Origin of the sequence: Actinospineispora acaciae DSM 45401, from assembly GCF_000620785.1 — a bacterium.
GTDB classification, from domain to species: Bacteria; Actinomycetota; Actinomycetes; order Mycobacteriales; family Pseudonocardiaceae; genus Pseudonocardia; species Pseudonocardia acaciae.
The window spans coordinates 1,004,455-1,025,579 of the sequence record NZ_JIAI01000002.1; the positions used below are offsets into that span (position 1 = coordinate 1,004,455).

The following is a 21,125-nucleotide window of genomic DNA, read 5'->3' on the forward strand; positions in this document are numbered from 1 at the left end:
CGAATAGGGAGGCGGGTTACACCCCTCCGGTTGCCGAGGGCGGCACTTCCATATGGAATCGAGACCTCGCCAACGAAGACGAGGGGGGTGCCCGTGAAGTTCACCGCGTGGACGCTGCTGACCGACGTCGGCCTGCTGGGCGGGCTGCTGCTGGTGGGCATGCTCGTGCGGGCCAAGCTCGGCGTCGCGCAGCGGCTGCTGTTGCCGGCCAGCGTGGTCGGTGGGGCGTTGGGGCTGGTCCTGGGGCCGAACGTGCTGCGCGTGCTGCCGTTCTCCGACCAGCTCGCGGTGTACCCGTCGGTGCTGATCGTGGTGGTGTTCGCGGCGCTGCCGCTGCAGTCCTCGGTGCGCGCCTCGGGCGGGTTCGGACGGGCGGTGGGCAGGTTCCTCGGCTACTCGGTGGCGTCGTACACCCTGCAGTTCGGGCTGGGGCTGCTGTTCGCGCTGCTGGTCCTCGGCCAGTTCTGGGACCTGCCGGCCGGGTTCGGCGTGATGCTGGCGGCGGGGTGGGCCGGCGGGTTCGGCACGGCGGCGGCGATGGGTACGACGTTCGCCGGCCAGGGCTGGGCGGAGGCGACCTCGCTGGGCTTCACCTCGGCCACCGTCGGCACGCTGGTGGGCACCGTCGGCGGGATCGCGCTGAGCTACTGGGGCGCCTCGACCGGCCGGATCAGCGGCCTGCCCCGGTTCGCCGACCTGCCCGCCTCGATGCGCACCGGCCTGATCGACGCCGAGGAGGAGCGCGAGCCGATCGGGCAGGCCACCGTGTCCAGCAGCTCCGTCGAGTCGCTCATGGTCCAGCTCGGCATCGTCGCGGCGGTGTCCGCCGCCGGCTACGGGGTGACCAAGCTGGTCGCGCTGGCCTGGCCGAGCCTGTCGGTGCCGGTGTTCGCGGTGGCGTTCCTGATCAGCGCGCTGGTGCGGGCGGTACTGGGGCGCACGGCGTGCTGGCGGTACGTGTGCACCCGCAGCATGCGCAGCGTGTCCGGCACGGCCACCGACGTCCTGGTGGTGACCGGCATCGCGTCCATCGTGCCGGCGTACCTGCGCGGCTACGTGGCGCCGCTGGCGGTGCTGATGGCGTTCGGTCTGGTGTTCTGCCTGGTGATGTTCCGGGTGGTCGGGCCGTGGGCGCTCGGCCAGGGTTGGGTGGAGCGGGCGCTGTTCACCTGGGGCTGGGCCACCGCCGCGCTGTTCGCCTCGATGGCGCTGCTGCGGATGATCGACCCCAAGCTGCGCGGCGGCACCGTGGAGGAGTACGGCGCCGGCTACGTGCTGTGGGCGCCCGTCGAGATCGCCAGCGTGACGTTCGTGCCGCTGCTCATCGGGGTGGGCCTGACCTGGGTGGTGGTCGGCGGCTGGACGGCGATCGGGCTGGCCGGGCTGGCGCTGGTGGCGGTGCTCGCCAGAACCAGGGCACGAACACCGTCCGCGCGCGAGACCGCACGGGAAGCGTCGTGACGGCGGACGGGCTGGACGCTGGGTTGGATGCCGAGGTAGCGGTCGTCGGCGTCGGCACCATGGGCTCGATGGCGCTGTGGGCGCTGGCCGAGGCCGGGGTGCCGGCGATCGGCTTCGAACGGTTCGGCCTGGGCCACGACCGCTCGGCGGTGGGCGGGGAGACCCGGCTGTTCCGGATGGCCTACCACGAGAGCCCGGAGTACGTGCCGCTGCTGCGGCAGGCCCGCCGGTTGTGGGGCGAGCTGGAGCGGCGGTCGGGCATCCAGCTGTTCACCCGGACCGGCTGCCTGTCCATCGGCGACCCGGACAGCGAGCCGATGCGCAACGTGCGCGAGTCGATCGAGGCCAACGACCTGCCGCACGAGTACCTGGACGCGCCGACCCTGCGCCGCCGCTACCCGCAGCACCGGCTCCGCCCGGACGAGGTGGGCCTGCTCGACCTCGAAGGCGGTGCGGTGCGCCCGGAGTTCGCCGTGCTCGCCGCGGCCGAGCGGGCCGTCGAACTGGGCGCCCGGCTGCACACCGACACGGTGGTCGACGAGGTGCTCCCCACCGGCGACGACCGGGTCCTGGTCCGCGCCGGCGGCCGGGAGTACCGGGTGCGCCACGCAGTGCTGGCCACCGGGCCGTGGCTGGGCCGTTGGCTGCCGGGGCTGGACACGGCGGTCACCGCGAGGCGGCTGGTGCTGAGCTGGTTCGCGCCGCACCGGCCGGAGGAGTTCGCCGTCGGGGCGTTCCCGTCCTTCATCAGGGACACCGACGGCACGCACCTGTTCGGCATGCCGATCATGGACGGGGTCTCGGTGAAGGCCGGGTTCGGCGACCAGTTCGGCGACGTCGACGATCCCGACCGGTTCGTCCGCGACGTGCGGCCCGAGGAGCTGGGCGTGCTGCGCGACGCGGTGGCCGAGCTGCTGCCCGGCGTGCGACCCGACCCGATCCGGGTGTCGGTGCACATGGACGGGTACACCTCGGACCGTCATGCCCTGGTCGGGCCGCTCCCGGGTCAGCCAGGAGTGTGGTTGCTCGGCGGGTTCTCTGGACATGGCTTCAAGCTCTCGCCCGCGTTCGGCAAGATCATGGCCGAGCTGATCATCGAAGGGAGGCCGTCGCTGCCCATCGACCGGTTCGACCCGAAGCGCCTGTTGGTCTCGGGCTGACCGCACCGGCCGCGCTCGACCGGCGGGACCTCCCCGATGGTGGACAATGAACGGTTGGCGAGGGGAGTCAGCGTGGGGCAGGTACGGCTCGGCGACATCGAGCTACGAAATCGTTTGGTGACATCGTCGAGCCTGCTCGGCTACGGGGTGTCGGACGCGGCGCTGGTGCCGTACGGGATGAGTCCGATCTCCCGGTTCGTCCCGCTGCACAGGTTCGGCGCGGTCACCACCCGCACCCTCACGGTGGAGCCCCGCGACGGGCACTTCACCAACCGGGTGGACTGGTCACCCGCCGAGGTGCCCGACCTGTTACGCAGGTACGCGCGGGTGCTGCGACCGACCAGCTCCGGCTGGGTCAACGCCTTCGGCTGGTGCAACATCGGCATCGAGGCCTACCTGCGCGACTACTACCCGCGCACCCGCGACCAGCGCACCATCATCTCCCTCGGTGGGTTCTCCGCCGAGGAGTTCGTCAACCTGGTCGACGCGGTGAACAAGGCGGTGCCGGCAGGGGACATCGCCGCCGTCGAGTTCAACGTGTCCTGCCACAACGTCAACTTCGACTTCTCCGCGATCCTGGACGCGGTGCTCGCCGACGCGGTGCCGCGCAGCAACCACCCGGTGATCCTCAAGCTGTCGCCGGACGTGGACTACCTGGACAACGCCCGCCGCGCGGCCGCCGCCGGCGTCAGTGCGCTGACCGCCATCAACACCGTGAAGGCGCTGCGGCTGAACCCGCGCACCGGCGAGCCGCTGCTGTCCAACCGCTACGGAGGCCTGTCCGGCCGGGCGATCAAGCCGATCGGCCTGCGGGTGGTCGCCGAGCTGCGCGACGCCGGCGTCACGCTGCCGATCATCGCCACCGGCGGCATCCGCACCGCCGACGACTGCCGGGAGTACTTCTGGGCCGGTGCCGACGCGGTCAGCCTGGGCAGCGCGACCTGGCTGCGTTCCTACCCCGGCTACGCCCTCGCCCCGCTCTACGCCACCCGGGTGCGCCGACTGCTCCGGGTGATGGAGCACAACCCGGAGCAACCGTTCAGTAGCGTGGCGTTACGCTCACCCGTCCCTTCGGAATCTCAGATTCGATGAGGCGGTGCGGCCGATGACTGCGCCCGAACGGACCCGGGCACGGCGTCCGAAAGTCGTGCTGCTCGACGTGTTCGAGACGCTGCTGCGGCTGTCCGCGCTGCGTCCGAGGTTCGTCGACGTCGGGCGGCCCGAGCGGGAGCTCGAGCTGTTCTTCGCCCGCACCCTGCGGGACGGCATGGCACTCACCCTGGCCGGCGGCTCGCCGCCGTTCACCGAGGTCGCCCGGTCCGCGCTGATCGGCACCACTGGCCGGCGGCTCAGCGAGGAGGCGGTGCAGCACGTGCTCGCCGGCCTGTCCGAGCTGCCGCCGCACCCCGACGTGGAGCCCGCGCTGATCACCCTGGCCAGGGCGCGGGTGCCCGCGTACGCGTTCACCCACGGCTCCGCCGACGTGGTCCGCCAGGCGCTGGACCGCGCCCAGCTGCGCAGCTACCTGCGCGGCGTGCTCTCCGCCGAGGAGATCGGCTCGTTCAAACCCCCGGCGACGGTGTACCACTGGGCCTGCAAAAGGGTCGGCAGCGAGGCCGCCCGCACCGCGCTGGTCTCCGTGCACCCGTGGGACGTGCACGGCGCCGTGCGCGCCGGCCTGCTCGCGGGGTTCGCGACCCGCCAGGAGGGCGGCATGTCCGACGTGTTCGACGCGCCGCACGTGGTCGCCGAGACTTTGGACGTCGTGGTCGAACGCCTGCTCGCCCAGCCGGCCTAGTCGAGCCCGAGCGCGGCGCACGCCGCGTCCACCGAGGCCCGCCGCAGCTCCTCGCGCGGTGCGTCCCGGAACTGGATGGTGCAGTCCTGCAGCCCGCCCAGCGCGGTCACCGCCCTGGTGGCCTGCTCCAGCGTGGGCTCGGGGCCGACCAGCAGCACGGTCAACCGGGTGCGCCAGTCCACCACCAGCTCGACCATGCCCAGCTCGGCCAGCGTGGTCAGCTCGCTGAGCATGAGCAGCAGCAGCCTGCGGTGCCGGTAGTAGAAGTCGAAGCAGGTCTCCAACAGCGCGCGCGGCTCCACGGCGCCGCCGAGTGCCTCCTGCGCACTCAGGAACTCCTCGGCCTCGTCGAGCACCGGCTGCACGATGCTGCGCACCAGCTCCTCGCGCGAGGAGAAGTGGTAGTACAGCGCGGGCTTGGTGATCCCCAGCCGGTCCGCGATGTCGCGCAGGCTGGTCTTCTGCACGCCCTGCTCGGCGAACAGCTCGCCCGCGGCGTCCTGGATGCGCCGCTTGGTGTCCGAGGGGCGAGGCATGGCGGCCAGGATATCTGACTTAACGGTAGGTCAGTGTACGCGCTATGCTTACCTTCCGGTAAGTAAGGAGGCGGACGGATGCGAGTCCTCATCTCCGGCGCGAGCATCGCCGGGCCCGTGCTGGCCTACTGGCTGACCAGGCACGGGTTCACCGTCACCGTCGTCGAGCGATCACCGGCGCTGCGCAAGACGGGCGGGCACGCGGTGGACCTGTTCCGGCCCGCGATGGACATCTCCGAGCGGATGGGCGTGCTGGCTCGCGTCGAGGAGATGGCCACCCGCGTGGACCGGATGACCGTGCACCGCGAGGGCGCCCGGAAGCCGTTCGCGGTGGACCTCGGGAAGGTGTACCGGGCGGCCTCGGACCGGCACGTCGAGATCATGCGCGACGACCTGAGCGAGATCTACTACGACGCGACCCGCGACGACGTGGAGTACGTGTTCGGCGACCATCTGACGGCGATCGACGCCGAGGAGGGCACTGTGGTTTTCGAGCACGGTCCGCCGCGCCGGTTCGACGTGGTGGTCGGCGCGGACGGGCTGCACTCGGGCGTGCGCCGGCTGGTGTTCGGGCCGGAGGCCGGGGTCTTCATCGGGGCGTACCTGGCGGTGCTGTCGGTGCCGCGCGAGCGCGCCGTGGTCGGCGAGTACGTCGGGCACCTGGGCGCCGGGCGGATGGCCGGGGTGTACGCGGCCGAGCACATGACCGACGCGCGGGCGGTGTTCCTGTTCCGCGCCGAGCGCGAGCTGGACTGCCACCACCGGGACGTCCCGAGGCAGAAACGGCTGCTGCGCGAGGCGTTCGCCGGCATGCACGGCGACGTGGACGGCTGGCTGGACGAGCTGGACGCCACCCCGGCGTTCTACTTCGACTCGATCACCCAGCTCCGCGCGGACACCTGGTCGCGCGGGCGGGTGACGCTGGTGGGGGACGCGGGCTACTGCCCGGGGCCGGCCGTCGGCGGCAGCACCAGCCTGGCCGTGGTGGGCGCCTACACGCTGGCCGGCGAGCTGGCCGAGGCCGGCGGCGACGCAGGGCGCGCGTTCGCCGCCTACGAGCGCGCGATGGCCGGGCCGGTGCGTGGAGCGCGGGCGTTCGCGCTCGGCTCCGCCCGCACGCTCATCCCGCGCACCCCGCTCGGCGCCTGGGCGCTCGCCTCGGGCGCGCGGCTGGTGTCCGCGCTCCCGACCGCCCTCACCAGGTCACTGGCCAGACTCAACCAGCGAGGCGTGCGCCTCTACGACTCGATGGCCGTCAAGGACTACCTGGGCGCCCGTACACCGAGACGTGAGCGCCCGACGCGGCGGTGAACGGCTCGCGGCGCCACCCGGCCCACCGCTCGCGCAGCCGCAGGCCGGCGAGCTGTGCCATCAGGTCCAGCTCGGACGGCCACGCGTAGCGCAGCGAGACCGGCAGCAGCCGGATGCCCTCGGCGCGCATCAGCATGTGCTGGCTGTCGATGCGCTGGGCGACCGGGTCGTGCCTGCTGACGTCCAGGAGCACCTCGTCCACCGTGACGCGGTTGGTGTTCACCGACTGCTGTCGCTCGAACCGTTTCGGATCCGGCACGAACGCCTCGATCACGAACACGCCGTCGTCGGTGAGACGCTCGGCGACGTTGCGGAAGCAGCGCACCTGCTCGGCCTGGGTGAGCAGCGCGAAGAACGTGTTGAACACGACGTACACCAGCCGGAACCGTCCCTCGACGGCCACATCCGCGAAGTCCCCGAGTGCGACCGGGATGCGGCCGCCGCCCGGCTTGGTGCGCAGCTCGGCGACCATGGCCTCGGAGGCGTCGATGCCGTGCACCTCGACGCCGCGTTCGGCCAGCGGCAGTGCGATCCGCCCGGTTCCGATGGCCAGCTCCAGCGCCCGGCCGCCGCCGGCGCCGCCGGCAAGCTCGGCCAACAGCGCCGCTATCGTCTCGGTGCCCTCGCCCCGAGGGTGCCACCGGTCGTAGACGTCGGCGATCAGGTCGCCGTAGGTGCTCGCGTCGTAGCCCTCCATCCTTCGATGCAAGCAGACGCGGGCAACACGGTTTCCGCTCGGCGCGACACGCCGGGGGCGACACGCCGTAGCGGTGCCGGCGAAGGTGCTTGGCCGGTCTTCTAGGCTGGAGGGACCATGGCCGATCCGTCCACATATCGTCCGGCCGCCGGCACCATCCCGGAGGCCCCGGGGGTGTACCGCTTCTCCGACCAACACGGCCGGGTGATCTACGTCGGCAAGGCGAAGAGCCTGCGCAGCCGGCTCAACTCGTACTTCGCCGACCTGGTCAACCTGCACCCGCGCACCCGGCAGATGGTCACCACCGCCGCGCACGTGCAGTGGACGGTGGTCAGCACCGAGGTCGAGGCGCTCCAGCTGGAGTACAACTGGATCAAGGAGTTCGACCCCCGGTTCAACGTCAGGTACCGCGACGACAAGACCTACCCGGTGCTGGCGGTGACCCTGCCCGACGAGTACCCGAGGCTGCACGTCTACCGGGGACCCCGGCGCAAGGGGGTGCGCTACTTCGGGCCGTACGCGCACGCCTGGGCGATCCGCGAGACGCTGGACCTGCTGCTGCGCGTGTTCCCGGCGCGGACCTGCTCGAACGGGGTCTTTCGACGGCACGGGCAGATCGGCCGCCCGTGCCTGCTGGGCTACATCGACAAGTGCTCCGCGCCGTGCGTCGGCCGGGTCGACGCGGACGAGCACCGCGACATCGTCAACGACTTCTGCGACTTCCTGGGCGGGCGCACCGACCGGATGATCCGGGAGCTGGAGCGGAAGATGGCCGCCGCCTCCGAGGAGCTGGAGTTCGAGCGGGCGGCCCGGCTGCGCGACGACATCGGCGCGCTGCGCCGCGCCATGGAGCGCCAGGCCGTGGTGCTCGGGGACGGCACGGACGCGGATGTGGTGGCGTTCGCGGACGACGAGCTGGAGGCCGCCGTCCAGGTCTTCCACGTGCGCGGCGGCCGGGTGCGCGGGCAGCGCGGCTGGGTGATCGAGAAGGCCGAGGAGATGGGCACCGCCGACCTGGTGGCCCAGTTCCTGAGCCAGTTCTACGGCGAGCAGGCCGCGCTGCTCGACTCCGGGGTGGACTCGTCCGAGGCGCCGGTGCCGAAGGAGATCCTGGTCCCCGAGCTGCCCACCGACTCCGACACGATCGCCGAGTGGCTGTGCGGGCTGCGCGGCAGCCGGGTGCGGCTGCGGGTGCCGGTCCGGGGCGACAAGCGGGCGCTCGCGGACACCGTGGCCCGCAACGCCGCCGAGGCCCTGACCCAGCACAAGCTGCGCAGGGCCGGCGACCTCACCGCCCGCTCCGCCGCGCTCACCGAGATCCAGGAGGCGCTCGGGCTGGACTCCGCGCCGCTGCGCATCGAGTGCGTGGACGTCAGCCACGTGCAGGGCAGCGACGTGGTGGCCTCGCTGGTGGTGTTCGAGGACGGCCTGGTCCGCAAGTCCGAGTACCGCCGCTTCGAGATCAAGGGCGGGGCCGAGGGCGGGGACGTCGCGTCCATCGCCGAGGTCGTGCGCCGCCGCTTCCGCCGCTACCTGGCGGAGTCCGACCAGCCCGAGGGCCCGAACCCCGGCATCGACCCGGAGACCGGCCGCCCCCGCAAGTTCGCCTACCCGCCGAACCTGCTGGTCGTGGACGGCGGCGCGCCGCAGGTGGAGGCCGCGTCGGACGTGCTGGCCGACCTCGGCGTCACGGACGTGGCGGTGTGCGGGCTGGCCAAGCGGCTGGAGGAGGTCTGGCTGCCGGCCGACCCGGACCCGGTGATCCTGCCGCGCACCAGCGAGGGGCTGTACCTGCTGCAGCGGATCCGGGACGAGGCGCACCGGTTCGCCATCACCTACCACCGGCAGAAACGTTCCAAGCGGATGACCGAGTCCGCGCTGGACGCGGTGCCCGGGCTCGGACAGGCCCGCCGCACCGCGCTGCTCAGGCACTTCGGCTCGCTGCGCAAGCTCAAGGCGGCCGATGCCGACGAGATCGCCGCCGTGCCGGGGATGGGGCCCCGCACGGCGGCCGCCGTGGTCGCCGCGCTGCGCGGTGACCAGCCATCCGACACCTCGGGGGAGAAGACGTGAACAGCACGGGGCCCAGCGCCTCCGGTATCGAGGTCGCGCTGGTCAGCGGCCTGTCCGGGGCGGGGCGGAGCACGGCGGCCAAGGTCCTGGAGGACCTGGGCTGGTTCGTGGTGGACAACCTGCCGCCGGAGCTGATCTCCACCATGGTGGAGCTCGGGTCCAGGGCACGAGGCGAGATCACCCGGATCGCGGTGGTCATGGACGTGCGCAGCCGCGCGTTCACCGACGACCTGTCCTCGGTGATCAAGGATCTGGACGCGCGGGGCTACAAGCCCCGGCTGCTCTACCTGGAGGCCAGCGACCAGGTGCTGATCGGGCGGTTCGAGCACGTCCGGCGGGGCCACCCGTTACAGGGCGCCGGCCGGCTGGCCGACGGCATCGCCGCCGAGCGCGAGCTGCTCGGCCCGCTGCGCGCCGCCGCCGACCTGGTGCTGGACACCAGCGCGCTGTCGGTGCACCAGCTGCGGGCCGCCATCGAGCGCTCGTTCGGCACCGAGGCGTCCGCGGACACCAAGGTCACCCTGCTGTCCTTCGGCTACAAGTACGGGCTGCCGATGGACTCCGACCTGGTCATCGACATGCGGTTCCTGCCGAACCCGCACTGGATCCCGGAGCTGCGCGACTTCACCGGCAAGGACGAGGCGGTCCGCGACTACGTGCTCTCCCAGGAGGGCGCCGAGGAGTTCCTGGACCGCTACCACGAGCTGTTGCACCTGGTGAACGGCGGTTACCGGCGTGAGGGCAAGCGCTACCTCACGGTCGCGGTCGGCTGCACCGGCGGCAAGCACCGCAGCGTGGCCATCGCCGAGGAGCTGGCCAGGCGGCTGCACGGGGAGGACGGCGTGACGGTCAGCGTGGCCCACCGCGACCTGGGACGCGAGTGAGCACCCTCGCCCCGAAAGCGGTCGCGCTGGGGGGAGGGCACGGGCTCTTCGCCACGCTCAGCGCGCTGCGGCTGTTCACCGACGCGGTGACCGCCGTGGTCACCGTCGCCGACGACGGCGGCTCGTCCGGGCGGCTGCGCGGCGAGCTGGGCGTGCTGCCGCCCGGCGACCTGCGGATGGCGCTGGCCGCGCTGGCCGACGGCGGCCCGTCCGGCGCCCGCTGGGGCCAGCTGTTCCAGCACCGCTTCGGCGGCACCGGCGCGCTGGCCGGCCACGCCGTGGGCAACCTGCTGCTGGCCGGCCTGATCGAGGTGCTCGGCGACCCGGTGGCCGCCCTGGACGAGGCGTGCACGCTGCTCGGCGTGCGCGGCCGGGTGCTCCCGATGAGCGCCGAGCCGCTGATCATCGAGGCCGAGGTGACCGGCCTCGGCCAGGACCCGGACACGGTCAGCCGGATCAGGGGACAGGTGGCGGTGGCCAGCACCCCCGGCCGGGTCCGCCGGGTATGGCTGCACCCGGCCCGGCCGAGGGCCTGCCCGCAGGCGGTGGAGGCGGTGCGCGCCGCCGAGCTGGTGCTGCTCGGACCCGGCTCCTGGTTCACCAGCGTGCTGCCGCACCTGCTGGTGCCGGAGCTGCGCCGGGCGCTGCTGGACACCCCCGCCCGGCGGGTCGTGGTGCTCAACCTTGCCCCCCAACCGGGGGAAACCGCGGGCTTCTCACCCGAGCAACACCTGGACGTTCTCTGCGAGCACGCCCCTGAGCTGCGGATTGACGCGGTGCTGGCGGACACCCACGCGGTGCCGGTCGCGGAGCGGCTGCAACACTCGGCGGCCGCACTGGGTGCGAAGGCGGTGTTGGCCCCGATCGGCGAACCGGACGGTTCGCCGAGGCACAACCCGGCGGCCCTCGCCGACGCGGTGCGGTCCGTGCTCGCGGAGCTGGACCGGGGGGAGCGGGACAAGGAAGCGCGGTCGCGGTCCGGCCGAGAGGAGAAGACGAGGTGGCGATGACATCGTCGGTGAAGGACGAACTCAGCCGGCTGTCGGTGACCAAGCCGTGCTGTCGTCGGTCCGAGCTGTCCTCCCTGCTGCGGTTCGCCGGCGGGCTGCACATCGTGGGCGGCAAGGTGGTGATCGAGGCCGAGGTGGACACCGGCTCGGTGGCCCGCCGGCTGCGCCGCGAGGTGCACGACCTGTACGGGCACACCTCCGAGGTGCAGGTGATCAGCTCCGGCGGGCTGCGCCGGGGCGCCCGGTACGTGGTGCGGGTGGTCAAGGACGGCGCCGGGCTGGCCCGCCAGACCGGGCTGCTGGACCTGCGCGGGCGGCCGGTGCGCGGGCTGCCGCCGCAGGTGGTGTCCGGCGGGCTGTGCGACGCCGAGGCGGCCTGGCGCGGCGCGTTCCTGGCCCACGGCTCGCTCACCGAGCCCGGCCGCAGCTCCGCGCTGGAGGTCACCTGCCCCGGCCCGGAGGCGGCGCTGGCGCTGGTCGGCGCGGCCCGGCGGCTGGGCGTGACGGCCAAGGCCCGCGAGGTGCGCGGCGCGGACCGGGTGGTGGTGCGCGACGGCGACGCGATCGGCGCGCTGCTCACCAGGCTGGGCGCGCACTCCTCGGTGCTGGCCTGGGAGGAGCGCCGGATGCGCCGCGAGGTGCGGGCCACCGCGAACCGGCTGGCCAACTTCGACGACGCCAACCTGCGCCGCTCCGCGCGCGCCGCCGTGGCCGCGTCCGCGCGCGTCCGCCGCGCGCTGGACCTGCTCGCCGACGACATCCCCGACCACCTGCTCGCCGCCGGCAAGCTGCGCCTGGAGCACACCCAGGCCTCGCTGGAGGAGCTGGGCCAGCTCTCCGACCCGCCGATGACCAAGGACGCGGTCGCCGGCCGGATCCGCCGCCTCCTGCACATGGCCGACAAGCGCGCCGCCGACCTGGGCGTCCCCGACACCGAGTCCGCCGTCACCGCTGAGATGCTGGCCGACACGTAACCCGTGAGTGGTTAGCGTTGTCATAGCAACGCTAACCACTCACGGGTATGGGCGCGACGGTAGGCTGACCGGCGAATTCGGAATCGATCAGGGAGGGCACCCCGTGGTCCGGGTAGGCGTGAACGGCTTCGGCCGTATCGGGCGGAACTTCTGGCGCTCGGTGAACGAGCAGAACCGAGCGGGTCAGACCGACATCGAGATCGTCGCCGTCAACGACATCACCGACAATGCCACGCTCGCGCACCTGCTCAAGTACGACTCCATCCTGGGCCGGCTGCCGCACGAGGTGACCTCCACCGACGAGGAGATCATCGTCGACGGCAAGGGCTTCAAGGGCCTGGCCATCCGCGACCCCGCCGAGCTGCCCTGGAAGGACCTGGGCGTCGACGTCGTGCTGGAGTCCACCGGGCTGTTCACCAAGCGGGAGGCCGCGTCCAAGCACCTGGACGCCGGCGCCAAGAAGGTGGTCATCTCCGCGCCGGCAAGCGGCGAGGACATCACGATCGTCAAGGGCGTGAACGACGGCGCCTACGACGGCAGCCAGACGATCGTCTCCAACGCCTCCTGCACCACGAACTGCCTGGCCCCGATGGCCAAGGTGCTCGACGACCTGGTGGGCATCGAGAAGGGCCTGATGACCACCATCCACGCCTACACCCAGGACCAGAACCTGCAGGACGGCCCGCACCGGGACCTGCGCAGGGCGCGCGCGGCCGCGATCAACATCGTGCCCACCTCGACCGGCGCCGCCAAGGCAATCGGCCTGGTGCTGCCGCACCTGAAGGGCAAGCTGGACGGCTACTCGCTGCGGGTGCCGATCCCCACCGGCAGCTGCACCGACCTGACCGCCACCGTCGGGCGGGAGACCTCCGTCGAAGAGGTCAACGCCGCGATGAAGGCGGCCGCCGAGGGCCCGCTGCGCGGCGTGCTGAGCTACACCGAGGACCCGATCGTCTCCGCCGACATCGTCACCGACCCGGCGTCCTGCATCCTCGACGCCGGCCTGACCAAGGTCATCGGCGACCAGGTGAAGATCGTCGGCTGGTACGACAACGAGTGGGGCTACTCGAACCGGCTGGTGGACATCGCCTCCCTGGTGGCATCCAAGCTGTGAGGACGCTGGACGACCTGCTCGCCGAGGGTGTCGCCGGCCGGACGGTGCTGGTCCGCTCCGACCTGAACGTGCCGCTGGACGGTGCCCGGATCACCGACGACGGCCGGATCCGCGCCTCGCTGCCCACCCTCTCCGCGCTGGCCCGCGCCGGCGCCAGGGTGATCGTCGCCGCGCACCTCGGCCGTCCCAAGGGCGGTCCGGACCCGAAGTACTCGCTGGCCCCGGTGGCCGCCCGCCTGGGCGAGCTCGTGGGTCAGCCGGTACGGCTGGTCGGACTGGCCGACGGCCCGCCCGAGCTGGCCGACGGCGAGGTCGCGCTGCTGGAGAACATCCGCTTCGACCCGCGCGAGACGTCCAAGGACGACGCCGAGCGCGGCGCGCTGGCCGACGAGCTGGCCGCGCTCACCGGCACCAACGGCGCGTTCGTCTCCGACGGGTTCGGCGTGGTGCACCGCAAGCAGGCCTCGGTGTACGACATCGCCACCAGGCTGCCGGCCTACACCGGCGGCCTGGTGCGCGCCGAGGTCGACGTCCTGCGCCGGCTCACCGAGAGCCCGCAGCGCCCGTACCTGGTGGTGCTCGGCGGCTCCAAGGTGTCCGACAAGCTCGCCGTGATCGAGGCGCTGCTGCCCAAGGTGGACGCGCTGCTGGTCGGCGGCGGCATGTGCTTCACGTTCCTGGCCGCCCAGGGCCACGGCGTGGGCAAGTCGCTGCTGGAGACCGACCAGGTGGACAACTGCCGGCGCCTGCTGGACTCGGGGAAGATCGTGCTCCCGGTCGACGTTGTGGTCGCCGACGCGTTCGCCGCCGACGCGAACACCCGGACCGTCCCCGCCGACGAGATCCCGGACGGCTGGCTGGGGCTGGACATCGGGCCCGCCTCGGTGGCCGCGTTCGCCGACCGGCTGGCCGGCGCCAAGACGGTGTTCTGGAACGGCCCGATGGGCGTGTTCGAGATGGCCCCGTTCGCGGACGGCACCCGGGGCGTGGCCCAGGCGATCATCGACGGTGGCGCCTACAGCGTGGTCGGCGGCGGCGACTCGGCGGCCGCCGTGCGCGCGCTCGGCCTGGACGAGGCCGGTTTCTCGCACATCTCGACGGGCGGCGGCGCGTCGCTGGAGTACCTGGAGGGCAAGACGCTGCCCGGCCTGTTGGCATTGGAGCAAGGGTGACACGTAAGCCGCTGATCGCCGGCAACTGGAAGATGAACCTCAACCACCTCGAGGGCATCGCCCTGGTGCAGAAGCTCGCCTTCGCGCTGCCGGAGAAGTACTACACGAAGATCGAGATGGCGGTCCTGCCGCCGTTCACGCACATCCGCAGCATCCAGACCATGATCGACGGTGACGAGCTGCTGATGGTGCACGGCGCGCAGGACATCGCGCCCAAGGACTCCGGCGCGTTCACCGGCGACGTCTCCGGCCCGATGCTGGCGAAGCTGGGCTGTACCTACGTGGTGGTCGGGCACTCCGAGCGCCGCGAGCACCACGGCGAGGACGACGCGCTGGTCAACGCCAAGGTGCGGGCGGCGCTGCGCAACGGCATCACCCCGATCCTGTGCGTCGGCGAGGGCCTGGCGGTGCGCGAGGAGGGCCAGCACGTGGAGCACTGCGTCAAGCAGCTCGACGCCGCGCTGGGCAGGGTGACCGCCGAGCAGGTCGCCGGGCTGGTGATCGCCTACGAGCCGATCTGGGCGATCGGCACCGGCCGGGTGGCCACCCCGGCGGACGCCCAGGAGGTCTGTGGCGCGCTGCGCGAGCGGGTGCGCTCCCGCCACGGCGAGCCCACCGCGGCGGCGGTGCGGGTGCTCTACGGCGGCTCGGTGAAGTCGGGCAACATCGGCGAGCTGGTCGCCGAGCCGGACGTGGACGGCGCATTGGTCGGCGGCGCCAGCCTGGACGCCGACGAGTTCGCCAAGCTGTGCGCGATAGCCGCGGGTGGCCCACTGCCCTGATCGGCAGACCGGTACTCTGGTGGCCTGCGTCCCGAGACCCCGGACACGGGATCGGTACGCGTGATCTATCCGTCGGATGAGGATGGCATGAAGCTCGCCCTGCAGATCGTGTTGATCATTTCCAGTGTCCTGCTGGTACTCCTGATCCTCCTGCACCGGGGGCGCGGTGGCGGTCTTTCCTCTCTGTTCGGCGGTGGAATGCAGTCCAGCCTCTCCGGGTCCGCGCGGGCGGAGAAGAACCTGGACCGGATTACGCTGTTCGTCGGGGCGATCTGGCTGGTCGCGATCGTCGGAACTGGTTTGTTGGTGAAGCTCGGCAGCTGATGCTCCCCGCGCGGGCGGCCGGGCTCGAGGACGACAGGCAGAGGTTCGCATGGCCGGTGGAAACGCGATCCGGGGTACCCGGGTCGGCGCGGGACCGATGGGTGAGTCGGAGCGGGGCGAGACCGCACCGAGGATAAAGGTCACCTACTGGTGCGCCAACGGACACAAGACAAGTCCGTCCTTCGCGTGTGACGCGGAGCAGCCGGAGAGTTGGGACTGCCCCCGCTGTGGGCTTCCCGCTGGTCCGGACCACGAGGCGCCGCCGGCGCCGCCGCGCAACGAGCCGTACAAGACGCACCTCGCGTACGTCAAGGAACGGCGAAGCGACGCGGACGGCGCGGCGATCCTGGAGGAAGCGCTGAGCAGGCTGCGCAAGCACCGCGAAGAGGTCTGACCAATCCGTAGGCTGGACATCCGGCACGCCCTGCGGGCCAAGTTCGCGAGGGTGGTCGAAGAGGTCGTCGAGCGGCACCACGCGGATCAGCGCGAGGAGCTGCGCCGGGAGTTCGACACGCTCCGGGCGGACCTGCGGGCCGAGACCGATCGGATGATCGAGTTCGCCCGGGGCGTGGAGATCCGGGACCGTCGCGACCTGTTCGCCGCCGAGGAACGGGTAGCGGTCGGGGAGAGCGCCGCGTTCGTGCGCGTCGAGATGCCCACCGCGCGCCCCTTCCCGAACCCGACGGCCACGCTGGAGCACGGCCTCTCGCTGGCCCCGGCGGACGGCATGGCCCTGGAGTTCGGCGTATACACCGGCTCCACGCTGAAGGTCATCGCGGCGGCGCGCGAGGGCGGGAAGGTGTTCGGGTTCGACTCGTTCGCCGGGCTGCCCGAGCACTGGCGGCCGGGCTTTCCGGAGGGCGCCTTCCACGCGCCCGAGCCACCAGAGGTGCCCGGCGCCGAGATGGTGGTGGGCCTGTTCGCGGACACCCTGCCCGGGTTCCTGGAGACGCACCCGGGGCCGGTCGGGTTCCTGCACGTCGACTGCGACCTGTACTCCTCGACGCGCACGGTGCTCGACCTGGTCGGGCCCCGGCTGCTGCCCGGCGCGGTGATCGTGTTCGACGAGTACCTCAACTACCCCGGCTGGGCCGAGCACGAGCACCGGGCGTGGCGTGAGTACGTGACGAGGACCGGCACAGAGTTCCGCTACGAGGCGTACACGCTGGACAACGAGCAGGTGGTGGTCCGCCTCGCGAACCCGTGAGTGGCTAGGGCCGCCATAGCGACCCTAGCCACTCACGGGTCGGTGGCCGTAGCCTCCGCGGATGAGCCGCTGGACGCTTCCGCCGGAGCGGATCCCCTCCGCCTGGTTCAACGTCGCGCCGCACCTGTCGACGCCGTTGGGGCCGCCGCTGCACCCGGCCACCCGGGAGCCGCTCGGGCCCGACGACCTGGCCCCGCTGTTCCCGATGGCGCTGATCGGGCAGGAGGTCAGCACCGAGCCGTGGATCGACATCCCCGGCGAGGTGCTCGACATCCTGCGGCTGTGGCGGCCCACGCCGCTGGTGCGGGCGGTGCGGCTGGAGCGCGAGCTGGGCACGCCGGCGCGGATCTACTTCAAGGACGAGTCGGTGTCCCCGGCCGGCAGCCACAAGCCGAACACCGCCGTGGCGCAGGCGTACTACAACAAGGCCGAGGGCATCACCCGGCTGACCACCGAGACCGGCGCCGGCCAGTGGGGGACCGCGCTGTCCTTCGCCTGCGCGCAGTTCGGCCTTGATCTGCAGGTGTACATGGTGCGGGCGTCGTACCAGCAGAAACCGTACCGCCGGGTGATCATGCAGACCTGGGGCGGCTCGGTCGTCCCGTCGCCGGTGGACGACCCGGAGCATCCCGGTTCGCTGGGTGCGGCGATCTCGGACGCGGTGCGCGACGCGGCCGGGCGGGAGGACACCCACTACTCGCTCGGCTCGGTGCTCAACCACGTGCTGCTGCACCAGACGGTGATCGGGCTGGAGGCGAAGGAGCAGCTGGCGCTGGCCGGCGAGCGCGCCCCGGACGTGGTGATCGCGTCCTGCGGCGGCGGCTCCAACCTGGGCGGGATCGCCTTCCCGTTCGTGCCGGACTCGGGCGTGCGGCTGGTCGCGGTGGAGCCGACGTCGTGCCCGACCCTGACCCAGGGGCGGTTCGAGTACGACTACGGCGACACCGTCGGGCTCACCCCGCTGCTGCCGATGTACACCCTCGGCCACGACTTCGTGCCCCCGCCCATCCACGCCGGTGGCCTGCGCTACCACGGCGACTCCTCGATCGTGTCCGCGCTGGTCCGCGACGGGCGGATGGAGGCGGTGGCCTACCCGCAGGGCAAGGTGTTCGAGGCGGCCATGCGGTTCGCCCGGTTGGAGGGCAAGCTGCCGGCGCCGGAGGCCGGTCACGCGATCCGCGCGGCCATCGACGAGGCGCTCGCGGCCAAGGAGACCGGCGAGGAGAAGGTCATCCTGTTCAACTACAGCGGGCACGGGCTGCTGGACCTGTCCGCCTACGACGACTACATGGACGGCAACCTGCCCGACTCGGTGTGATTTCAGACCACTCTGGCCGCTCCGTGCCGGCCGGCGCCGGCGGCGAACGCGGCGGCGCCCTCGGCGGCGTCGGCGGCCAGCGAGATCTCGCCGTGCGCGAACTCGGAGGCCAGCGCCTCCCGCTCGGTCAGGCCGTGCTGTTGGAGCACCGACAGCCGGTCCTGGCGCAGGCAGGTCTGGGGCAGCGTGGCCAGCTCGGCGGCGAGCTTCTCGGCCTCCGCGCGGGCGGTGCCGGTGGGCACCAGCCGGTTCGCCAGCCCGATCTGGAACGCCTCCTCGGCCGGCACCTCGCGCCCGGTCAGGATGATGTCCATGGCCCTGCTGGTGCCGATCAGCCGGGGCAGCCGCACGGTCCCGCCGTCGATCAGCGGCACCCCCCAGCGCCGGCAGAACACCCCGAACACCGCGTCCCGCTCGACAACCCGCAGGTCACACCACAGCGCCAGCTCGAGCCCGCCGGCAACCGCGTACCCACTGACCGCCGCGATCACCGGCTTGGACAGCACCATCCGGGTCGGACCCATCGGCCCGTCCGCGTCCGGGGACGCCTCGGTGCGGTTGCCCTGGTCGGTGCCGACCGCCTTCAGGTCGGCCCCGGCGCAGAACGTGCCGCCCTCGCCGTAGAGCACCGCCACCGAGGCCTCGGGGTCGTCGTCGAACGCGCGGAACGCGCGCGAGAGGGCGAGCGCGGTGGGGCCGTCCACCGCGTTGCGTGCCTCCGGACGGTAAAGGATTACCGTGTGCACCGGCCCGTTGCGTTCCACTCGCACCGATGGCTGCTCGCTCATACCGGCACGTTAATCCGGTTCCGCTTTTCCCGCGCGCCACGTGCCGCGCGTCCGGCCGCAATCCACCCAGCGGTGATAACAGTGATGCGGGCGGTGCCGGGTGGGTCAGGCGATCGCGGCGGTGAGCTCGAGCTCGACCAGTTGGTCGGGGAAGCCCAGGGTGCTGACGCCGACCAGGGTGCTCGCGGCGGTCAGCGCGGCTCCGATCTCGGACCGGTGGAAGCGGTGCCAGGCGCGGGCCGGTGCCTGGTAGTCGGTGGCGACGACGTAGACCACCGATCGCACGACATCGGCAGGGCGCGCTCCGGCGAGCCGTAGCGCACGGATGGAGTTCTCGATCGTGCGGTCGACCTGGGCGTCCAGGTCGCCGATGCCGACGACCCCCTGGCCGGAGTCGTCCATGGGCATCTGGCCGGCGAGGAACACCAGCCGACCCGGGTCGACGACGGTGACGTGGCTGTATCCCGAGGTGGGGTGCAGTTCCCCGTTCCGCTTCTCGATCATGCTTGGCTGAGTCCTTCCTGTTTGCGGTGGCCGAGTGCGAGGTCGAGCCAGCGGCCGACCCGCGAGCACACCTCGGCGGCCGATCCGGCGTCCCGGTTGACAGCAATGTGGCAGTCCGGCCTGACCAGCAGCAGCCGCCCGGCCATGCCAGGGGGTGGTTCGCCCTCCGCGAGGTTGCGCACACCACCCGACACCGCGCCGGGCGGCACGATGGTGAGGGTTTCGAGTCCGGCCCTCGTGGCGAGCGCCGAGGACACCGACGCCGCCGAATGGGCGTCCGGCGCGAAGTGCACGAGCAGGAAGGCATCCCCGACGAAGTCGCGCAGCCGGACCTGGCGTTGGTCGGGGAACTGTCGAAGGGGGATGTCCGGCATGATCTCGCCGGAAGCGTCCACGATCGGCGATCGAGGATAGCCGGGCGGCGAGTAGAACCTGCCCGAGTCGACCAGCCGCTTGGCCCAGGGCACCCTGGCGGCGGCGGCCAGTACGAGGTCGCGGTAGAGCCGGCCCCGCCGGGTCGTCGGGGCCATGAACCGGGCCGACGCGCTGGTCGCCGCGAAGTGCTCGACGGCCGCGCCCCGGCGCTCCAGGTCGTAGGTGTCGAGCAGCTCGCGCGGGGCACGCCCGAGCAGCACCCACGCCAGCTTCCAGGCCAGGTTGTCGGCGTCGGCGAACCCGGAGTTCAGTCCGCGCGCCCCGTACGGGGCGTACAGGTGCGCCGCGTCGCCGGCCAGGAACACCCGGCCGTGGGAGAACCTGCTGGCCAGTAGCTGTTTGAACACGTATGTGGTGGACCACACGAGCTCGTAGCGGGCGGCCCCGATGACGCCCCGGATCCGCCGGTCGAGCCGGCCGGTGCGCACCTCCTCGTCGATGTCGGGCGCCGGGCCGACCTGGTAGTCCAGGTGCCAGAGGTTGTCCAGCTGCGGGTGCACCAGGATGGTCCGTCGCGGGTTGGTCGGCGGGTCGAAGAAGAACCGGCGCTCGGGCGGCAGCGCCAGGTCGGCGCGGATGTCGACGATCAGGTAGTGCTCGTCGTGGCTGTGCCCGACGAACTCGACGGGCAGCCACTTGCGGACCGTCGAGCGGGCGCCGTCACAGCCGGCCACGTACTCGGCCCGTACCCGCAAGCCGCCCGCGTCGGTGTCGAGGTTCGCCGTGACGCCGGCGTCGTCGACGGCGATGTCCCGAACGGTGGTCCGAAGGTGCAGGTCGATGAGCGGCTCGGCGCGTACCCGCGCGAGGAGTGCGCGCTCGGTCTCGCTCTGCGGGAAGTTGACCGCCATCGGGTAGCCGTGCGAGGTGGCGGGGAACCTGTCATGGACCAGCTCGTGGTTGCGGTAGAAGGTCCGTGAGCCGGTGAGGGCGATGCCCCTGCTGCGCACCTCGTCGCCGACGCCGGCCCGGTGCAGCACCTCGGCGGACTCGCCGTGCATCAGCACCGCCTTCGAGCTGAGCCGGATCTCGGAGTCGAGCCGGTCCACCAGGACGCTCGCCACGCCGAACCGCGCGAGGCGCAGCGCGAGGGTCATCCCCACCGGCCCGCGCCCCACGATGAGGACCGGCGTGCCGATCGTGCGCATCGTCACCGCGCGTCGGCCGGCAGCACGGCGACCGCGGAGATCTCGACCAGGAACTGTGGCCGGGCCAGCGCCGCGACACCGACCAGGGTGCTCGTCGGCTTCACCGGGCCGGTGAGGTAGCGGGCCCGTACCTCGTTGACGGCCAGCACGTCGGCCATGTCGGTGAGGTAGGTGGTGGTCTCGACCAGGTCGTCGAGGCCGCCGCCGGCCGCTTGCAGGACGGCCCGGAGGTTCTCGAACACCTGGGCGGCCTGTGCCCGCACGTCGTTCTCTCCGACGATGCCGCCGGTGTGGTCCAGCGCCACCATGCCGGAGACGCGCACGGTGTCCCCCGTCCTGACGCCGTAGGAGTAGGCGAAGCGCCGCGCGACCTCGGCGGACAGGGCCGGTGTGCTGATCTCCTGGCTGCGGGTGTCGGTCATGACGTCT

General features: G+C 72.2%; 22 protein-coding genes. 16 read left to right on the top strand and 6 right to left on the bottom strand.

The genetic code is table 11. The features are described from left to right. Window positions 1-93: 93 nt before the first annotated feature. From N912_RS0114425 to N912_RS51880, 4 genes are all read left to right on the top strand, one after another. Window positions 94-1,461, top strand: coding sequence for a sodium/glutamate symporter (locus N912_RS0114425; protein WP_028922990.1), 1,368 nt, complete (start codon window positions 94-96; stop codon window positions 1,459-1,461). Next, entirely contained in the window at window positions 1,458-2,621 is a 1,164-nt protein-coding gene (solA, locus tag N912_RS0114430) for an N-methyl-L-tryptophan oxidase (RefSeq protein WP_211261235.1), read from the top strand. The genes N912_RS0114425 and solA overlap by 4 nt, the downstream gene beginning before the upstream one ends. Before the next feature lie 117 nt (window positions 2,622-2,738). Next, window positions 2,739-3,713: a beta/alpha barrel domain-containing protein gene (locus N912_RS51875; RefSeq protein WP_245645278.1), complete on the top strand. Its 975-nt coding sequence runs from the start codon at window positions 2,739-2,741 to the stop codon at window positions 3,711-3,713. 13 nt (window positions 3,714-3,726) lie between these two features. Next, entirely contained in the window at window positions 3,727-4,419 is a 693-nt protein-coding gene (locus N912_RS51880; protein ID WP_051580171.1) for an HAD family hydrolase, read from the top strand. On the opposite strand, the gene N912_RS0114445 is transcribed toward N912_RS51880, so the two are convergent. After that, complete coding sequence (locus N912_RS0114445; protein ID WP_028922993.1) at window positions 4,416-4,955, bottom strand: TetR/AcrR family transcriptional regulator; 540 nt, start codon at window positions 4,953-4,955, stop codon at window positions 4,416-4,418. The genes N912_RS51880 and N912_RS0114445 overlap by 4 nt on opposite strands. A gap of 78 nt (window positions 4,956-5,033) precedes the next feature. Between N912_RS0114445 and N912_RS0114450 the strand changes: the two genes are divergently transcribed. Further along, complete coding sequence (locus N912_RS0114450) at window positions 5,034-6,266, top strand: FAD-dependent monooxygenase (protein WP_028922994.1); 1,233 nt, start codon at window positions 5,034-5,036, stop codon at window positions 6,264-6,266. Here N912_RS0114450 and N912_RS0114455 read toward each other — a convergent pair. After that, complete coding sequence (locus N912_RS0114455) at window positions 6,211-6,963, bottom strand: methyltransferase domain-containing protein (RefSeq protein ID WP_028922995.1); 753 nt, start codon at window positions 6,961-6,963, stop codon at window positions 6,211-6,213. The genes N912_RS0114450 and N912_RS0114455 overlap by 56 nt on opposite strands. Window positions 6,964-7,080: 117 nt before the next feature. Between N912_RS0114455 and uvrC the strand changes: the two genes are divergently transcribed. The 11 genes from uvrC (at window position 7,081) to N912_RS0114510 (ending at window position 17,821) form a co-directional block, all read left to right on the top strand. Then, complete coding sequence (uvrC, locus tag N912_RS0114460) at window positions 7,081-9,036, top strand: excinuclease ABC subunit UvrC (protein WP_028922996.1); 1,956 nt, start codon at window positions 7,081-7,083, stop codon at window positions 9,034-9,036. Continuing rightward, window positions 9,033-9,920, top strand: coding sequence for an RNase adapter RapZ (gene rapZ, locus N912_RS0114465; RefSeq protein ID WP_028922997.1), 888 nt, complete (start codon window positions 9,033-9,035; stop codon window positions 9,918-9,920). Before uvrC ends, rapZ begins: the two co-directional genes overlap by 4 nt. After that, complete coding sequence (locus N912_RS51885) at window positions 9,917-10,930, top strand: gluconeogenesis factor YvcK family protein (protein ID WP_051580173.1); 1,014 nt, start codon at window positions 9,917-9,919, stop codon at window positions 10,928-10,930. The genes rapZ and N912_RS51885 overlap by 4 nt, the downstream gene beginning before the upstream one ends. Next, window positions 10,921-11,904 carry a DNA-binding protein WhiA gene (whiA, locus tag N912_RS0114475; protein ID WP_028922998.1) on the top strand — a complete coding sequence of 328 codons (984 nt, stop codon included), beginning with the start codon at window positions 10,921-10,923 and terminating at the stop codon, window positions 11,902-11,904. Before N912_RS51885 ends, whiA begins: the two co-directional genes overlap by 10 nt. Before the next feature lie 103 nt (window positions 11,905-12,007). Then, window positions 12,008-13,018, top strand: a complete 1,011-nt coding sequence (gene gap / locus N912_RS0114480; protein ID WP_037064385.1) for a type I glyceraldehyde-3-phosphate dehydrogenase — start codon at window positions 12,008-12,010, stop codon at window positions 13,016-13,018. Further along, complete coding sequence (locus N912_RS0114485; protein ID WP_028923000.1) at window positions 13,015-14,190, top strand: phosphoglycerate kinase; 1,176 nt, start codon at window positions 13,015-13,017, stop codon at window positions 14,188-14,190. Before gap ends, N912_RS0114485 begins: the two co-directional genes overlap by 4 nt. After that, a complete protein-coding gene (tpiA, locus tag N912_RS0114490; protein WP_028923001.1) occupies window positions 14,187-14,972 on the top strand; it encodes a triose-phosphate isomerase in 786 nt (261 codons plus the stop codon). The genes N912_RS0114485 and tpiA overlap by 4 nt, the downstream gene beginning before the upstream one ends. Before the next feature lie 87 nt (window positions 14,973-15,059). Beyond that, window positions 15,060-15,296 (top strand): preprotein translocase subunit SecG, encoded by a 237-nt coding sequence (gene secG / locus N912_RS0114495; RefSeq protein ID WP_028923002.1) that lies wholly within the window; start codon window positions 15,060-15,062, stop codon window positions 15,294-15,296. 49 nt (window positions 15,297-15,345) lie between these two features. After that, a complete protein-coding gene (locus N912_RS0114500; protein WP_064745251.1) occupies window positions 15,346-15,690 on the top strand; it encodes an RNA polymerase-binding protein RbpA in 345 nt (114 codons plus the stop codon). A gap of 51 nt (window positions 15,691-15,741) precedes the next feature. Next, the gene (locus N912_RS0114505; protein ID WP_245645279.1) at window positions 15,742-16,503 is read left to right on the top strand and encodes a class I SAM-dependent methyltransferase; all 762 of its coding nucleotides are present in this window, start codon (window positions 15,742-15,744) and stop codon (window positions 16,501-16,503) included. Between the two features lie 61 nt (window positions 16,504-16,564). Next, on the top strand, window positions 16,565-17,821 hold the full coding sequence (locus N912_RS0114510; protein ID WP_028923005.1) for a TrpB-like pyridoxal phosphate-dependent enzyme: 1,257 nt from the start codon (window positions 16,565-16,567) through the stop codon (window positions 17,819-17,821). Window positions 17,822-17,823: 2 nt separating this feature from the next. Here the strand turns inward: N912_RS0114510 and N912_RS0114515 are convergent, their stop codons facing one another. From N912_RS0114515 to N912_RS0114530, 4 genes are all read right to left on the bottom strand, one after another. Beyond that, on the bottom strand, window positions 17,824-18,609 hold the full coding sequence (locus N912_RS0114515) for a crotonase/enoyl-CoA hydratase family protein (protein WP_028923006.1): 786 nt from the start codon (window positions 18,607-18,609) through the stop codon (window positions 17,824-17,826). Between the two features lie 105 nt (window positions 18,610-18,714). Continuing rightward, window positions 18,715-19,113, bottom strand: coding sequence for a RidA family protein (locus N912_RS0114520; protein WP_028923007.1), 399 nt, complete (start codon window positions 19,111-19,113; stop codon window positions 18,715-18,717). After that, the gene (locus N912_RS51890) at window positions 19,110-20,696 is read right to left on the bottom strand and encodes an FAD-dependent monooxygenase (RefSeq protein ID WP_051580174.1); all 1,587 of its coding nucleotides are present in this window, start codon (window positions 20,694-20,696) and stop codon (window positions 19,110-19,112) included. Before N912_RS51890 ends, N912_RS0114520 begins: the two co-directional genes overlap by 4 nt. Before the next feature lie 2 nt (window positions 20,697-20,698). Continuing rightward, complete coding sequence (locus N912_RS0114530) at window positions 20,699-21,118, bottom strand: RidA family protein (RefSeq protein WP_084210871.1); 420 nt, start codon at window positions 21,116-21,118, stop codon at window positions 20,699-20,701. Window positions 21,119-21,125 lie beyond the last annotated feature (7 nt).

Excerpts from the sequence above, each read along its gene's own strand:
- N912_RS0114455 (WP_028922995.1), bottom strand. The coding sequence starts at position 6,963 with ATGGAGGGCTACGACGCGAGCACCTACGGCGACCTGATCGCCGACGTC.
- N912_RS51880 (WP_051580171.1), top strand. The coding sequence starts at position 3,727 with ATGACTGCGCCCGAACGGACCCGGGCACGGCGTCCGAAAGTCGTGCTG.
- N912_RS51890 (WP_051580174.1), bottom strand. The coding sequence starts at position 20,696 with ATGCGCACGATCGGCACGCCGGTCCTCATCGTGGGGCGCGGGCCGGTG.
- N912_RS0114510 (WP_028923005.1), top strand. The coding sequence starts at position 16,565 with ATGAGCCGCTGGACGCTTCCGCCGGAGCGGATCCCCTCCGCCTGGTTC.
- N912_RS0114515 (WP_028923006.1), bottom strand. The coding sequence starts at position 18,609 with ATGAGCGAGCAGCCATCGGTGCGAGTGGAACGCAACGGGCCGGTGCAC.
- uvrC (WP_028922996.1), top strand. The coding sequence starts at position 7,081 with ATGGCCGATCCGTCCACATATCGTCCGGCCGCCGGCACCATCCCGGAG.
- N912_RS0114530 (WP_084210871.1), bottom strand. The coding sequence starts at position 21,118 with ATGACCGACACCCGCAGCCAGGAGATCAGCACACCGGCCCTGTCCGCC.
- N912_RS0114500 (WP_064745251.1), top strand. The coding sequence starts at position 15,346 with ATGGCCGGTGGAAACGCGATCCGGGGTACCCGGGTCGGCGCGGGACCG.
- secG (WP_028923002.1), top strand. The coding sequence starts at position 15,060 with ATGAAGCTCGCCCTGCAGATCGTGTTGATCATTTCCAGTGTCCTGCTG.
- N912_RS0114445 (WP_028922993.1), bottom strand. The coding sequence starts at position 4,955 with ATGCCTCGCCCCTCGGACACCAAGCGGCGCATCCAGGACGCCGCGGGC.
- N912_RS0114520 (WP_028923007.1), bottom strand. The coding sequence starts at position 19,113 with ATGATCGAGAAGCGGAACGGGGAACTGCACCCCACCTCGGGATACAGC.
- N912_RS0114450 (WP_028922994.1), top strand. The coding sequence starts at position 5,034 with ATGCGAGTCCTCATCTCCGGCGCGAGCATCGCCGGGCCCGTGCTGGCC.